Origin of the sequence: Paenibacillus sp. VT-400, from assembly GCF_001029205.1 — a bacterium.
GTDB classification, from domain to species: domain Bacteria; phylum Bacillota; class Bacilli; order Paenibacillales; family Paenibacillaceae; genus Paenibacillus; species Paenibacillus amylolyticus.
In genome coordinates, this window is record NZ_LELF01000067.1 from 1,670,418 (window position 1) to 1,685,468 (window position 15,051).

Here is a 15,051-nt window from a genome sequence, read left to right on the forward strand (position 1 = left end):
GCAAGATCATATTGTTAAATGAATTCATTGAGCTTGAAGAAGAGAGTGATGAGAGTTACCGGTGTTACACTCTGCAAAATACTGTGCAAATATTTAAACACTGCATACAGGATGAGGATTTAAATGACGTTCGAATATATGTGTCTACTAATACACCGTTAGATTCAGTTGTTCATAATATAGAAGACTACATTAAGTGGTTTTCAACGTGTGAGACTGTCTTTCGAGAATATTATGAGAATGAACTTCATGAAAAGGTACATCAGAATTGGTTTAATGAGATTGAAGTCTATCGTGTGGATATCACATTTAACAGTATAGCCGATTACGGCGCAACAATATCTTGCGGAGATCATATTTTGCGCGATCACATTATGATTATTGATTTTGATAGAGAACAAATCCAAGCAATCCACTTAAACGGATAGATGGATTATTTTGCAGTAAATAGTCACAAAAACAACAAATATATCGCTTTATTTTCCATAAATGTGTTATTATGTTGATGTTGGACGAAGAATTCATTTGTTTGATCGATTAGAGAGAGGAGGCACGTATTCTCGAATCATTCAATCTGTATGCATAGATTAACTGCACTGCTTGTTAAAAATAATAGAATAAGCGGAGGTATGGTTATGTTCAAAAAATGGAAGAAATTTGGCATCAGCAGCTTGGCACTGGTATTAGTGGCTGCGGTAGCTTTTACGGGATGGAGCGCTAAAGCATCAGCAGCAGACGCTTCGCAAGTAGTGGCTGAGATGGGTGCAGGATGGAATCTCGGCAATCAGCTGGAAGCAGCGGTGAACGGTACACCGAATGAGACAGCTTGGGGTAATCCTACAGTAACTCCAGAGTTAATCAAAAAGGTAAAAGCGGCAGGATTCAAATCCATTCGTATTCCCGTTTCCTATTTGAACAACATTGGAAGCGCTCCCAATTATACAATCAATGCGGCATGGCTGAATCGAATTCAGCAAGTCGTGGATTATGCGTACAATGAAGGTCTGTATGTGATCATCAATATTCATGGTGATGGGTATAATTCCGTACAGGGTGGATGGCTGCTCGTGAATGGTGGCAATCAGACTGCCATTAAGGAAAAATATAAGAAGGTGTGGCAGCAGATTGCCACCAAGTTTAGCAACTACAATGACCGTCTTATTTTCGAATCCATGAACGAAGTATTCGATGGTAACTATGGCAATCCAAATTCGGCCTATTACGCCAATCTGAACGCATACAATCAAATCTTCGTGGATACGGTTCGTCAGACTGGAGGTAACAACAATGCCAGATGGTTGCTGATTCCAGGCTGGAATACCAATATTGACTACACTGTTGGTAATTATGGCTTTGCTCTTCCGACAGATAATTACAGATCCACGGCTATTCCTAGTTCGCAGAAGAGAATCATGATCTCGGCACATTATTACTCTCCGTGGGATTTTGCAGGTGAGGAAAACGGTAATATCACACAGTGGGGTGCAACTTCTACGAATCCTGCCAAGAAGTCTACTTGGGGCCAAGAGGATTATCTTGAATCGCAGTTCAAGTCCATGTACGACAAATTTGTGACTCAGGGCTATCCTGTAGTGATTGGTGAGTTCGGTTCCATTGATAAAACGTCCTACGATTCCAGTAACAATGTATATCGTGCTGCTTACGCCAAAGCAGTTACCGCAAAAGCTAAAAAATACAAAATGGTTCCTGTTTATTGGGATAATGGGCATAACGGTCAACATGGATTCGCATTGTTTAACCGTTCAAACAAAACCGTGACGCAGCAAAATATCATTAATGCCATCATGCAAGGTATGCAATAAATTACTGTCTGGCTGTATCCGTGTAAACGGCGTGTTCCTGTAAAAGGGACATGCCGTTTTTTTGTGCTACCGGAGATGAAGATGAACAACATTTACCAATGCATTTTACATAAGCCACATACAGAATTCATTAAATCCCACAATAGCTTTTATATAATTAATTTGCTTGATATAGCGAACTAAAAGGACTAGGTGGTAGACAGAATGTTAAAAAAACGTGATTTGCAGGAATGCCTTTCACTGTACAGCTTAATGATGGACCCCGCAGTTTCTCCTTACGTTCGTTATCAATGCCAATCGTATGAAGAATATCTATTCCTGACCAAACAATTGATGGTCGAAGAAGAGCAAAAGACAGTGATTTCCCGAACGATTTTGAATGAAACAGGGCAGCCTATTGGAACCATTGATCTATATCATATTGAGCATCAAACCGGTTTTTTAGCCACATGGATTGGTTCACCGTTTTTTGGAAATGGGTATAGCCAAAGAGCCAAATCAGCCTTTTTTGTTGAAATGTTTCTGGAACATGGGATTGAAACGGTATTTATGAAGATACGCAAGCAGAATATAAGATCCAGAAAAGCAGTACAAAAACTGCCTTATGTGAAGTTAGCCAATGATGTGTATCCAGATGTATATCAACGGATTAATTTGAATGAACAGATGTATGATCTGTATTATGTTGAACGGTCAGCCTTTTTCGAAAATAGTATGGATCTGCACCAAGTGGTAGCTACGTAACTTATTCAGAGAGCGTCAACAGCGGCGTCAGTGATGACGCCGCTATTTGATATGATGATATAGAACGGACCGTGAATATAACATGCAGGAATATAGACTAGAGAATCGAAAGACATTAAGTAGATAACCTCATAAAAAGTGGATGGTTAATTAAGGAGGCATGAAATGAATAATATTAACAAGATTTTGGGTGTAGTCCTCATGCTTGGCAGTGTGTTTATTTCAACGATGGAGAGAATTTCAATACGAGTCTCTGTCGCTATAGTAGAAGCAGGATATGCGTCAGGAGGGACGAACGTACCCCAGTTTGCTCAGATGAACGAGCATCCAACAGGTTTACTCGTATACTTCATGTTTTTTGTTGGATTCATACTATTGGTGGCGGGATTCCCGGGGAGTTATAAGAAAAATCGTAATCATGGGCATAACAAGGAAGTTTAGCTTGAGGAGGGATGAAAGTGGCCCAACAGGAGGAAGTGTTATCGGGAGGTAATGTGAATCAGGTCGTCAGAATAGGTGAGACGGTTCGCCGGCATGTGAAACCAAATCCATATGTGGTTGAACTGCTTTTACATCTCGAAAAAGTTGGTTATGATCAAGCTCCTCGATTTCTGGGAATAGATGAACAGGGGAGAGAAACGCTCTCTTACCTCGATGGCATCGTTCCAGGCGATGACTACCCTGATCTAGAAGAGTATATGTGGTCAGACGAATCTTTGATTGAAGTCGCAAAACTGTTGAGAAGTTACCATGATGCGACCGTTGGATTTACAACAACATCAGTTTCAACGAACAGATATCCAGGCATAACAGAAGATGAAGTTGTATGTCATAACGATTTTGCGCCGTATAATGTGGTGTACAAGGATGGCTGTCCTCAAGGCATTATTGATTTTGATATGGCGGGTCCGGGTCCGCGAATGTGGGATATCGCCTATGTCTTGTATACATCCGTTCCACTCGCAAATTTCTCACCAGAGATGGACGGAAAGGGTGTAATGCCATACGTCAGCCAGGCACACGGAACTGTTCGAAAAGAACGGATTGCCTTATTCATGACTACGTACGGGCTGAGTGTTCCAGCAGATTTGAAGGATTGGGTCATATCACGTATCCGTTTCATGTGTAAAACACTGACTGATCGTGCGGCTGATGGAGATGTCGCTTTTATGAAGATGGTCGAAGAGGGGCATCTGGCCCACTATGAGAAAGAAGTCATTTTTCTTGAAAACCATTGGGATGAATGGGTTTGAAAGGTAATGCTAATGGACCGCGTGATAGCCTACGGGCTGGACAGCGGTTTTATTTGTTTTCATCTTTCAAATCCCTATAAATTCCTTTCTAATCATTTTCAACAATTGTGATCAACAATACAGCAATATAGTTCAGATTAGATCGAAATAACTGTGATACAATTCATTGTAAAGCGCTATCATTGTAAATTATTAAACTATATTGCTTTTTATATTCTGGGAAGGGAGATCTTACTGATGCTAACCATACACACCCCGACGAATATTGCTTTGCAGGAAAATGAAGTTTATGTGCGATCAGAAGCAGATAATTTTCAGGATGAATGGCCTGTTCATACGCATAATGGGTATGAGATACATTATTTTATTCAAGGAGATGCAACCTTTTTAATCGGTGACCGAATATATAAGCCGCTGCCTGGAGATATGTTTATATTCAGAGGCGGTGTGCCCCACCGAATCAATCCTTCAAGAGAAATGGTGTACAAGCGAAGTTTTGTCAATTTCACGGAATTATTGCTTTTGGACATGCTTGCTGTCAGTCAGTTAGAGAATCTGATGTCCATATTCCGTCATCCCAATGGGTTATTGGTGCATTGGCCTCCGGAGGAGCGTGAGTATATCACAGCTATATTTAAGGGAATCAAGGAGGAGATGGGGGCAGGAAATACAGGGTACAAAACAATGGTCAAATTAAGTCTTACCCAATTGCTACTGCGGATTTACCGGAAAACAACTAGTGAGCAATCCGCCAATCCTATCTTATGTTCTTCCCAGAAGCAGACAAGCGTAAGCCGGGTTCTTCATTATTTAAACCAGAACTATACGGAGAATGTTTCATTGGATGAACTGTCCAAAACACTCCATTTGAATAAATACTACATTTGTCATTCTTTCAAAGAGACAACGGGATATACCATAAGCAACTATGTTATACGGAAAAGAGTTGCAGAGGCCAAAAAATTGTTGCTGTCTACGGATGCACCGATTTTGTCCATATCTGAGACGTTAGGTTTTAACACACCTGTATATTTTAGCAGGGCGTTTAAACAATATGTGGGTGTATCACCACAGTTATTCCGTAAAAGTGAATTGCTCAACGAAGCCAAAATTCATTAGACCCTTCCAAGGAGATGTTGATATGACAAGAAGAACAACGTTTAAGCTCACCACTAGCATGGTATTGGTCATGTTACTCATCGTATTGACTGCTTGCGGAAATTCAGGTACCAATGCTAACCCAAAACAAACAACCCTGGATTTCCTGTGGTTCTCTGACGGAAAAGAAGGAGAAGTCATCAAGGAAATCATTAAAGATTATGAGCAGACCAATACCAAGGTTAAAATCAACCTGATTGAAGTTGGCTTCAAGGATATCCAAACCAAATTAAAAACAATGTTATCCGGTGGAAAGCCACCTGCCCTGAGCCGGGTCACGGATACTGGATCATTTGCTAATCAGGCGGTTGATCTGACACCTTACGTGGACAATGCGGACCAATTCGAGGATCAATTTATTGACTCACTTAAACCTTATTATGTTATTAATGACAAGCTGGTAGCGGCGCCTATGGATGTTACAGCGAATGGGCTTATTTATAACAAAACCTTATTTGATAAAGCGGGCGTCAAAGTACCGACCTCTCCTGACCAGGTATGGACGTGGGATGAATACACAGCTGCGTTAAAAGAGGTTATGGACAAAGGCGGAGCACGTTATGGCATGGTATGGGATGTCACACCGCATAGATGGTCCACTCTTTTGTATCAGAATGGCGGAAGCATCTTAACAGAGGATGGCACTGCAGCAGCGATTAACAGTGAAGCCGGAATCCGTAGCATGGAGCAGTTCAAGCAGCTTCATCAAGAAGGGATCATGCCCGAATCCGTATGGCTCGGAGGGGAAAATCCGAACAACCTGTTCCGTTCCGGGACGGTGGCTACCCACTGGGCTGGCAACTGGATGATCAGCAATTACAAGGATATCACTGATTTTGAATGGGGAGTCACCTATATGCCGAAAGGAACACAACGTTCTTCAGTACCAGGCGGGAAGTTTCTGATGGCTTTCAAAGGCAGCGGATATGAGCAGGAGGCGGCAGAATTTATTGAATACTTAACGTCCAAAGAAGTGAATTCAAAATATAACCAAGAATCATTGTTTATGAGTCCACGGAAGGACAGCTCTGTATTGAATTATGAATTCGGCAAGGAAATGTTTGAAATTTTCGCGGATGAACTGAAGAACAGTTCGCCTCTTGCAGCTAATGACTGGTCCAGACAGACCATTATATCCAAAATTTCAACGGACCTGAAAAATAATATTGTTGAGGTTTTATCCGATAAGGCAACTCCGCAGGAGGCATTGGATCGAACAGCCAAACTGATTAGCGAGGCTATTGGCAGTCAATAAACGTAAAGCGCTTTGGTTAATTCGTATACGGGGGCTTACCGATTCCTGTGAAGCCTCCCTTTCGAATAACGCATAAGGAAGGGGCAAGCAGATGAGTGAAGGACAACGATTAAACAAAAATACGCTGGCAAAACAGAACAGGAAGCTCGTTATTGCTCCTTATCTGTTTATACTACCCAACCTCCTGATCTTTGGAACTTTTATCGTATTTCCTTCTTTATTGGGCCTCTATTATTCCTTCCATGTCTATGATGGATTGAACCCAATGAAGTTCAACGGGCTGGATAATTATATCAAAATTATAGGGGATCGGGAATTTTGGTCGACCATCGGACGAACGGGGATTTATGCAGCAATTGTTGTCCCGCTAATATATGCAGCAGCGTTAGGCATTGCTTTGCTGCTTGCACGCGAGATTAGAATGCGCGGGTTCTTCAGGGCCGTATTTTACTGGCCGACCATGATTTCTTACATTATCGTAGGATTGACCTGGAAGTGGATTTTCGGAGATTCATTTGGCATCTTGAATCATCTGTTAACCGTGGTTGGTGTGGAACCTGTAGGTTTTTTAACCTCTTCCTTTTGGGCAAATACGGCTGTAATCATCGCGACAGTGTGGTCACGTGCAGGCTTTTTTATGGTCATTTTTATCGCGGGTTTGCAGGCTATACCTACGGATTATTATGAGGCTGCCCGCTTGGATGGGGCAACGGGAATGAAGGTGTTCCGCTATATCACGCTCCCGCTTTTGAAGCCCACAAGCTTGCTTGTTGTTATGCTGACTCTGATTGACGCGTTCAAAGCATTTCCACTTATGTTTGCGCTTACAGGTGGTGGTCCGGGCAAAGATACTACCTATATTGTTCAATATATTTATGAGATTGGTTTTAACAGACAGGAACTCGGTCTGGCCAGTGCCATGTCGGTGATACTGTTTATCCTTATTGGTGGATTCTCGGCTCTGCAATTCCGTCTATCGAAAGGAGGGGCTACGTAATGGTAATGAAGCCTATGGTCAAAATCTTCATCTACAGTCTGTTAAGTGTTGCCGCAGTAGTGTGGCTCCTGCCTGTCCTGTGGGTCGTGATTTCTTCTCTAAAAACGAATAGCGATCTGTACAGCTTCCCTCCCAAGTTATGGCCGCAGCCAATCACCTTCGAGCATTTCAAGGAGGCATTCAGTAAAGGCGATTTTGGCTTGTATTTTATGAATAGTACAATCGTAACTGTAAGCTCAACGCTGCTACTGTTATTGATTAACTCCATGGCAGGTTTTGCATTGGCGAAATATCGCTTCCGCGGAAGCGCGATCATATTAATTGCTTTTGTCTCAACACTCATGATTCCGATTGAGGTAATTATGATCCCTATATTCAAAGTGCTGAGTGCACTGGGGTTGTATAATAGCCTACTCGCGATTATTATCCCGCCAGCAGCAACCCCAACAGGTGTGTTCCTTATGCGGCAGTATTTGTTGTCCGTACCGGACGAGCTGTTGGAAGCTGCCCGGATGGATGGAGCGGGCGAATGGAAAATTTACTGGAGCATTATTCTTCCGATAGCGAAGCCGATTCTTGCGGTGCTCGCAATCTTCTCCTTCATGTGGAGATGGGATGATTTTGTATGGCCTTTAATTGCGATTAGTGATCCATCGAAATATACGATTCAGCTTGCGCTCTCTAATTTTATTGGTGAATACAACGTGGATTGGGGAAGTTTGCTTGCGATGTCCGTTATCACGATGCTTCCGGTACTCATTGTTTTTATGGTTTTCCAACGGTATTTTGTCAGCGGTATGATTACTTCAGGAATGAAAGGATGAGTTGAATGTCAGATACCACCCGGAGTGGGATGGATACCTTGAATTATAAACCTATGAAATTAGGTCACAATCAGGTCATTAATCATTGGATGATCAGCGGCATATATACAAAGCCTGTTGCCTTTGTTCCAACAACGATGGAGGGAGATATTAATGATTGGCTTATCGATGGTTTTGCCATTCATGAGAATCCATGCAGAAAGGAATTTGTAGAACATAGGAGAACGCAGCCTGTGAACCGATTTTTTGATCAATGGAGCGAGTTTCCTAGCCCGGGAGACGATTTCGTTGGAGAAGAGAACGGAATGCCTTGGGCACTGTATTCTCCTTGGAATAATCCACGGGTGGAGCAATCAGGATTTTGGTTTGTACCGACACATCTGCGCAGTTACGCGGCGACAAGACTCATTTCTCCGACTGCTCATACCGCCTCTTTGCGGATTAAGACCTATGGCAGTCTGACGTTGTGGGTGAATGGGGAAATGGTAACGGATTTTGCGCCACTCATGCGTAACAAAGAGCAGGAAATCGTTATTAAAGCTGAACTTGTAGCTGGAATCAATGAGATCTATGCCTGCTGGGAGGATCTGGCTGAGCGGGATACCATGTATGCTTTTGCGGTGGAATATTTGGGAGACGAGGAATTGGTGATTTCCCTGCCTATTGCTTCTCATTTGGCGGAGTCTGTAAAATCCGCAGAGCAAGCTCTCGAACAGGCTTATTTTCCTTCGGATCTCTTCAGAGGTGAGCAGATTAAGCTCAAGCTGCCGCTTCCCTTGCCGGACATCGTTAGAGAGATTGATATTCAGTATGGCAATTTTTTTGATGGCACCGAAAATAAGACGATACACATAGCTGAGCAGGAAACGGACCTGGTCCTGGCACATACGAATCAACTCGGTCATCATTACGTATATTTCACGCTGGCCATTTCAGTTTCAAATATTGTACTAACCAAGAAGTTTGGCTGCCAATCCTATGATACGAGCTATGATGAGGCTGCTCAGCAAGCTGCGGATATTGAAGCCCGCAAATCCCTGGCTCTGCAATGCATTGCTGAGAAGGGCAGTCCCAATATTCATAAGGCCATCGCCATGCTCAAAACAGGAGGCAATCTGCAAGAAGCGGAGAACATATTGCTTGAGGGTGTCGAAGGTATCGAGCAACGGAAGGATTGCAGTGACTTCTATCTGGTGGGACTGTTCCGTCTATGGAGAGATGAGCGAAATAGCGGTCTGTTCAGTGAACCGTTCTGGGATCGGGTAAAAGCAAGTATTCTTGGCTATCGATATTGGATTGATGAACCTGGCGATGATGTGATGTGGTTCTTCAGTGAGAACCATGCCTTGTTGTTCCATACCAATGAACTGTTAGCCGGACAGCTGTTTGGGGATGAAATGTTCAGCAACAGTGGTGAATCCGGTGAAGTACACCGTCAAAAAGCAGAGCAGAGGCTTGCATTATGGTTTGAGCGCTTTTTGGATGAAGGATTGGCAGAATGGAATTCAAGTGCATACATTCCGATTGATGCGGTTGGGCTATTGCATATCTATGAATTTGCCCATAATGAACAGCTCAGACAGCAAGCCAAAAAGGCAATGGACCTGTTATTCTATTATATTACCGTTCAGATGCATCAAGGAGTCTTGTCCACAACGTTTGGGCGCAGCTATGAGAAGGAACTGCTGGGTGGTTATGCAGCGGGAACCACTTCAATGTGCTGGATCGCTTATGGCGTTGGCAATGTAAACAATTATTCAATAAGCAATGTTGCCTTGAGTTTATCGGATTACAGTCCTCCAGCAGCATATCAGGAGCATCTGTTGCTTGGGGACAATCAGCAGTTGGTGTTCGCCAATCAGCAGGGCAAGGGAGGTTACGCCAAGCTCTATCACTGTCGGACCAAGGAATACTCCTTATCCTCAATCATTCGCTTTCGTCCAGGCAAGCTAGGTTATCAGGAGCATGTCCAGCATTTATCTCTGTCACCTGAGGCGCTGATCTGGGTGAATCATCCGGCAGAAATATACAAGCATGGGGATGGTCGACCTTGCTTCTGGGCTGGGAATGGAATATTGCCCGATGTTGTTCAACATGAAGGGATCGCTTTGATGATGTTTGATATTCCTGCGGATAACAACTCTGACTGGACACATGCTTATTTTCCTACTCACTCCTTCACGGAATGGGTAAGGCATGAGAACTGGCATTTTGCCCGTTTGGATAAGGGTTATGCAGCTATATATGCGGCTAACGGGACGAGTATGGAGAGTAGCGGGGTGACAAGAGAGCGTGAACTTATTTCCCCTGGCTTGCGTAACGCCTGGATTATAAGAGCAGGAAGCGAGCAACAATTCGGGTCATTTGACGCTTTTATCAACCAAGTTTGTTCTGCAAGCCCGCAATTCGATAATCAAGCTTTAACTCTCACTCTAACAGACCCGGTATATGGTCCAATTCAATGGGGAATGAACAAGCCTTTTCTTATTGAAGAAGAGGAAATTATACACGAAGGTTATGGAGTGAAGGGACAACTGAAGTTACTGGACATGGAGCGCTGAATCGTGTGTAAGAAACCAAGGGAGTGATAACCAACATGCCGAATCAAATGGTGCTGCAGGAGAGAATAAGCAAGGTATCCCAAGCGATGGAGTCTATGAAAAACACAAGTATCAATGAACAGTTTCCCATCGGACTAATCGACATACATCTATGGGAATGGCCGCAAGGTGTCGGTCTGTATGGCTTGCTTCAGCTTCATGAGGCAACGAAAGATCCCAAAGTGCTAGAATTTCTGGAATCATGGTATAATGCAAGGCTGATGGAAGGGTTACCGGAAAAAAATGTGAACACCTGCGCTCCGCTCCTTACTTTGATCTCATTATGCGAGCTGACCGGAAACAAGGAGTACGAACAGGTCTGTGAGGAGTGGAGCAGTTGGATCATGGATGGACTGCTGCGAACCGGAGATGGTGCGTTTCAGCATATGATCACGGGAGACGCCAATGATGGTCAAATTCTGATTGATACCCTGTTTATGACGGTGCTATTTTTGGCCAAGGCAGGGGTATACTTCAAGAAACCCGACATGGTGGAAGAAGCCAAACGACAGTTCCTTGTGCATATCAAATATCTATATAACAAGAAAACCGGATTGTTCTATCATGGCTGGGATTTCAATGAAAATCATAACTATGGTGCTGTTCATTGGGGAAGAGGCAATGCATGGTATACGGCGGGAGTTATGGATTTCCTGAATATCATTCCGATTGAAGACGGGTTAAAGGCCTATCTGTTGGATACAGCAACCGCTCAAGTCAGAGCACTGAGCAAGCTTCAAGGTGAGGATGGCATGTGGCACACTGTGCTGGATGATCCAACCTCTTACAAAGAAACTTCGGCAACGGCAGCGATTGGATACGGCATTCTTAAGGGAATCCGGTATGGATACCTGGATGAATCCTATCGCCAGAATGGCTTGAGTGCGCTTGAAGCGGTGTTGAAACAGATTGATGATCACGGCGTTGTACAGCAGGTGTCCTATGGTACACCTGTGGGGCAGGATGCTCAGTTTTATAAAGATATAGCGATCAGTCCGATGGGATATGGACAAGCACTTACGTTGTTTATCCTGATTGAGGGCTTGCGGGCTCCAACCGTCGAATAGAATCAGGCGGACTTGTACGGAGGATAGGGGATACAGTTTCCTGTATCCTCCTTTTTGTTTCAGTAAGCTCGAATCTCGATTAATTCGGCATATCTGCTGCCATTTGTGGCATCAATTATGATTCTCAGAGCCTGAGCTGACACAGGGACATCCAGGGGATGAATAACTTTTCTTTTGTGATTTTCTTGAACACTTGCGACTTGTGTCCATTCGCCAGCAGGAGTCAGTGCCTCCACGTGATAATCACACACCAGCTCAGGCATCACACGGAATGTTGTGTGATGGTGATGTAAATTAACCAGATCCTCGTTCACATCATCATTAAACGTCAAGTGCAACTCAGCCAAGGTTTGTGGCTCTTCCCATGTCAGTTGTACCCATTCAGGCTTCCCAGACTGCATCGGCTGCGACATCCACTGTTGCGGCCCACCGTAAGGGCGATGATAACCGTTGATCGTGTTGTCCGATGAATAGGCCGTGGTCTCAGAGAGGGTTCGACAGCAGAATGGCTGACGCGCCAACCCCTGCATGGACCATAATACGACAGGCTGATCCGTGGCATGATCCTCCAGATTTTTGGACACGTGGTTTTCTTCTGTTTTGAAGAAGATTAGCACCCCGCTGTGTGCTTCTGTCGAATGATAGAGTGAGACGGCTTTATTGGAGCGGATGATTATAAAAGCATTCTGCGGTTCTTCCGGTCGCCATTCGAGCGGCAGCTTCACCCACTGCGCAGTTCCTGTTGTAACGTTAACAGTCGCCGTAACTTGTAACAAATGCGGGACGTAGTTCTCCTTACGCCCCGTATCCCACAGCTCTACCGTCAGCGCGGTATCGCTGGATGCATCCAGCAGCAGCTCCAGGCCGCTGAGCACTGGATGCACAGGCAGCAGCAGGGCAACATCTGTACCCAGCGGGTACGTCTCGCCAGGCTGCTCAAGGGCGATGCCCGTCAGCGTGCTGGAGGCTGTAACCTGGGCACGCCGGGCCAGATCCAGCTCATCGTGGCTGCGCACCCCGATGATAGAAGCGTCCTGCCGCAGCAACGTCTGCTGCAGGACCGCCAGATGCCTCGCGTGGAGCTCGCGCGGCGATACCCCCATGGCCGCGCAGAGCGCCGCGCCCGTACCCGCGGCTTCGCCGATGACCGCGCATGTTGCCATGACGCGCGTTGTGCCGAAGGCGACATGTGATGCACTGATGTCGCGCCCGGCCATGAGCATATTCCGCACATTTGCGGAATACAGCGAGCGGAACGGCACGTGATATACGCCATCGGCATGCATATGCTTCGAGCCACTCGCTTCGGCGTACATGCCCTGCGGGGGATGCAGGTCAATGGACCAGCCGCCAAAGGCAACGGCATCCGGGAACTCCCGCTGGCTGATAATATCGTTCTGGGTGAGCACATAGTCACCCGTGAAGCGGCGGTACTCCCTTTTGCCAGGCAGCGAACCAATCCACTCCAGCGTCATATGATCTGCATCAAACTTGCCGGAGTTCTTGATATAGTCCCAGATCCCGTAGATCACGGACCACAGTTCATCACGGATCAGCTCATTGTCATGAACGGTGTCATGTTCACCGCCCCATTCAATCCACCAATAATGACAACCGGAATCCCCGCTGCGAATGACCCGGCGAATCGGAATACTGGTCTGTGTAATATCCTTGGCAAAAGAAGGCGGGATATAACGGACAGGCGCACCAGCATCCTTGGTATAAAAGAGGAGTGTACTGCCCAGCGTGATCTGATCAGCCACCTCAGGTGCCCATTCTTCACCATATTCGCTGCGGGCTTCCCGGCCGAGTGCAAACTTGGCTCCAGCCAGAAAGCCGACTAATCCATCACCCGTACAGTCCAGGTAGATCTGACTTTCGAATCGGATTTTGCGCTCAGAACCCATCATCCATCCGGTAACGGAGGTGATCATGCGTTCATCTCCATCCCCAGTGGCCTCGACTTCATGTACATCCGTGTTCAGGTACAGGCTAATGTTGGATTCAGCTCGAACGGCTTCCAGAATGATTAAGTCCCAGAGATAGGGATTGCCCTCTGGATTACGATACTGATTCTCTACAAACAATTCCCCCATAATACCCGTTTCCCGGGCATAACGGTTAATCCCGTGGGCGGTGGCACCGCACACCCAGACCCGAACCTCGCTGCTGGAATTGCCGCCAAGCACGGGGCGGTTCTGCACCAGCGCCACCTGCTGCCCCATGCGGGCAGCGGCTATCGCGGCGCATACACCAGCAAGTCCTCCGCCGATGACGGTGATGTCGTATTGTACATGCTCTTGTTTCATATCTGTGACCTCCTTAACTGAAGTTAGATCCACCTTGACTCCAATTACATATCTATAATTTCATCTTAGATTTATATATTCACTTTTTAAATGCACTATACTATCATCAAACATATATTTTATTTCACAGAAAGGGTGGTCAAGTCATGGAGCTGCTTAACCACATCTACTGGAAGCAAAAAGGGGAATTTGCTCTTACGGAAGATATCTATACGACTTGGGTGGCTTTTGCCGTCGAAGAGGGAATATTCCATTATGAGATTGGGGGTCAGATCGGAGAAGCGAGTTTTGGCGATCTGGTGCTGTGCCCCCCGGCGGTTCCTTTTCGGCGGACAGTCATTACCCCGCTGACATTTCACTATTTACAGTTTAGCAGTAGCCCGGAGGAGGAGGAGTTTCTGCCACCAGCCGGAAAATCGCTGATTAATGACACGAAGCGGTTAGCCTCGACGTACGCTTATTTACGCCAGGACAGTGAGGAGAATAAGGGGGAAGTTGCCCGTTGGAAGACACATTTTATGATGGATTTGTGGCAGTTGTATCAGGTGGAACGCAGACAGAATCGCTTAAAGGAGCGGAGATTCACCGAAGACGCACGAATGGCTGAAGCGGCAGCGCTGCTGGAGGAACGGGCGGAAGAGGAGATCAGCCTTCAGGAATTGGCACAGCGACTGGCCTTGAGTCCGGTGCAGTTGACAAGGCGTTTCCGGGAAGCTTTTCAGGAGACGCCATCAGGCTATCTCAAACGGGTCCGTCTGAAAAAAGCGCAGAACCTCTTGGCTGACAGCAGCCTGACCCTTAACCAAATTGCTGAGCGATGCGGATATGAGAACGGTTTTTATCTGAGTAGAGTGTTCTCCAAAACGTTGGGCATAAGTCCATCTGAGTATCGCAGGAGACACAGGGTGTAAGCTGAAAGAAGAGAGCAGAAAGATTTGAAGACAACTTTAAAGACAACTTTTGAAGCCAGCGGAGCACTAGGTATACACCTTCGTTACGGGTTGCCCAGATTATGGAGGAG

The 15,051-nt window shown here is 45.5% G+C and carries 13 protein-coding genes; 12 read left to right on the forward strand and 1 reads right to left on the reverse strand.

Going from position 1 to position 15,051, the window contains the following annotated elements:
- Window positions 1-11: 11 nt before the first annotated feature.
- The 11 genes from EL84_RS18340 (at window position 12) to EL84_RS18390 (ending at window position 11,721) form a co-directional block, all read left to right on the forward strand.
- Entirely contained in the window at window positions 12-428 is a 417-nt protein-coding gene (locus EL84_RS18340; protein WP_053061525.1) for a hypothetical protein, read from the forward strand.
- A gap of 207 nt (window positions 429-635) precedes the next feature.
- Window positions 636-1,823: a glycoside hydrolase family 5 protein gene (locus EL84_RS18345; protein ID WP_047842595.1), complete on the forward strand. Its 1,188-nt coding sequence runs from the start codon at window positions 636-638 to the stop codon at window positions 1,821-1,823.
- Between the two features lie 204 nt (window positions 1,824-2,027).
- A complete protein-coding gene (locus tag EL84_RS18350; protein WP_047842596.1) occupies window positions 2,028-2,567 on the forward strand; it encodes a GNAT family N-acetyltransferase in 540 nt (179 codons plus the stop codon).
- A 165-nt stretch (window positions 2,568-2,732) separates the two neighbouring features.
- A complete protein-coding gene (locus EL84_RS18355) occupies window positions 2,733-3,008 on the forward strand; it encodes a hypothetical protein (protein ID WP_047842597.1) in 276 nt (91 codons plus the stop codon).
- 11 nt (window positions 3,009-3,019) lie between these two features.
- A complete protein-coding gene (locus tag EL84_RS18360; protein WP_047842598.1) occupies window positions 3,020-3,820 on the forward strand; it encodes a phosphotransferase in 801 nt (266 codons plus the stop codon).
- 237 nt (window positions 3,821-4,057) lie between these two features.
- Window positions 4,058-4,939, forward strand: coding sequence for an AraC family transcriptional regulator (locus EL84_RS18365; RefSeq protein ID WP_036609061.1), 882 nt, complete (start codon window positions 4,058-4,060; stop codon window positions 4,937-4,939).
- Window positions 4,940-4,961: 22 nt separating this feature from the next.
- Complete coding sequence (locus EL84_RS18370; protein WP_047842599.1) at window positions 4,962-6,233, forward strand: ABC transporter substrate-binding protein; 1,272 nt, start codon at window positions 4,962-4,964, stop codon at window positions 6,231-6,233.
- 91 nt (window positions 6,234-6,324) lie between these two features.
- The gene (locus EL84_RS18375; protein WP_036609058.1) at window positions 6,325-7,230 is read left to right on the forward strand and encodes a carbohydrate ABC transporter permease; all 906 of its coding nucleotides are present in this window, start codon (window positions 6,325-6,327) and stop codon (window positions 7,228-7,230) included.
- The gene (locus EL84_RS18380) at window positions 7,230-8,054 is read left to right on the forward strand and encodes a carbohydrate ABC transporter permease (RefSeq protein WP_036609056.1); all 825 of its coding nucleotides are present in this window, start codon (window positions 7,230-7,232) and stop codon (window positions 8,052-8,054) included. The genes EL84_RS18375 and EL84_RS18380 overlap by 1 nt, the downstream gene beginning before the upstream one ends.
- 5 nt (window positions 8,055-8,059) lie before the next feature.
- Window positions 8,060-10,615 carry a hypothetical protein gene (locus tag EL84_RS18385; protein ID WP_047842600.1) on the forward strand — a complete coding sequence of 852 codons (2,556 nt, stop codon included), beginning with the start codon at window positions 8,060-8,062 and terminating at the stop codon, window positions 10,613-10,615.
- A gap of 35 nt (window positions 10,616-10,650) precedes the next feature.
- The gene (locus EL84_RS18390) at window positions 10,651-11,721 is read left to right on the forward strand and encodes a glycoside hydrolase family 105 protein (protein WP_047842601.1); all 1,071 of its coding nucleotides are present in this window, start codon (window positions 10,651-10,653) and stop codon (window positions 11,719-11,721) included.
- 59 nt (window positions 11,722-11,780) lie between these two features.
- Here the strand turns inward: EL84_RS18390 and EL84_RS18395 are convergent, their stop codons facing one another.
- Window positions 11,781-14,030, reverse strand: coding sequence for an FAD-dependent oxidoreductase (locus EL84_RS18395; protein WP_047842602.1), 2,250 nt, complete (start codon window positions 14,028-14,030; stop codon window positions 11,781-11,783).
- Between the two features lie 146 nt (window positions 14,031-14,176).
- Between EL84_RS18395 and EL84_RS18400 the strand changes: the two genes are divergently transcribed.
- Window positions 14,177-14,941, forward strand: coding sequence for a helix-turn-helix domain-containing protein (locus EL84_RS18400; RefSeq protein ID WP_047842603.1), 765 nt, complete (start codon window positions 14,177-14,179; stop codon window positions 14,939-14,941).
- The last annotated feature ends 110 nt before the right edge of the window (window positions 14,942-15,051 follow it).

What these genes read in the sequence shown, in the direction of transcription:
- EL84_RS18360 (WP_047842598.1), top strand. Translation starts at nt 3,020, where the DNA reads ATGAAAGTGGCCCAACAGGAGGAAGTGTTATCGGGAGGTAATGTGAAT.
- EL84_RS18345 (WP_047842595.1), top strand. Translation starts at nt 636, where the DNA reads ATGTTCAAAAAATGGAAGAAATTTGGCATCAGCAGCTTGGCACTGGTA.
- EL84_RS18365 (WP_036609061.1), top strand. Translation starts at nt 4,058, where the DNA reads ATGCTAACCATACACACCCCGACGAATATTGCTTTGCAGGAAAATGAA.
- EL84_RS18375 (WP_036609058.1), top strand. Translation starts at nt 6,325, where the DNA reads ATGAGTGAAGGACAACGATTAAACAAAAATACGCTGGCAAAACAGAAC.
- EL84_RS18380 (WP_036609056.1), top strand. Translation starts at nt 7,230, where the DNA reads ATGGTAATGAAGCCTATGGTCAAAATCTTCATCTACAGTCTGTTAAGT.
- EL84_RS18370 (WP_047842599.1), top strand. Translation starts at nt 4,962, where the DNA reads ATGACAAGAAGAACAACGTTTAAGCTCACCACTAGCATGGTATTGGTC.
- EL84_RS18350 (WP_047842596.1), top strand. Translation starts at nt 2,028, where the DNA reads ATGTTAAAAAAACGTGATTTGCAGGAATGCCTTTCACTGTACAGCTTA.
- EL84_RS18355 (WP_047842597.1), top strand. Translation starts at nt 2,733, where the DNA reads ATGAATAATATTAACAAGATTTTGGGTGTAGTCCTCATGCTTGGCAGT.
- EL84_RS18395 (WP_047842602.1), bottom strand. Translation starts at nt 14,030, where the DNA reads ATGAAACAAGAGCATGTACAATACGACATCACCGTCATCGGCGGAGGA.
- EL84_RS18385 (WP_047842600.1), top strand. Translation starts at nt 8,060, where the DNA reads ATGTCAGATACCACCCGGAGTGGGATGGATACCTTGAATTATAAACCT.
- EL84_RS18400 (WP_047842603.1), top strand. Translation starts at nt 14,177, where the DNA reads ATGGAGCTGCTTAACCACATCTACTGGAAGCAAAAAGGGGAATTTGCT.
- EL84_RS18390 (WP_047842601.1), top strand. Translation starts at nt 10,651, where the DNA reads ATGCCGAATCAAATGGTGCTGCAGGAGAGAATAAGCAAGGTATCCCAA.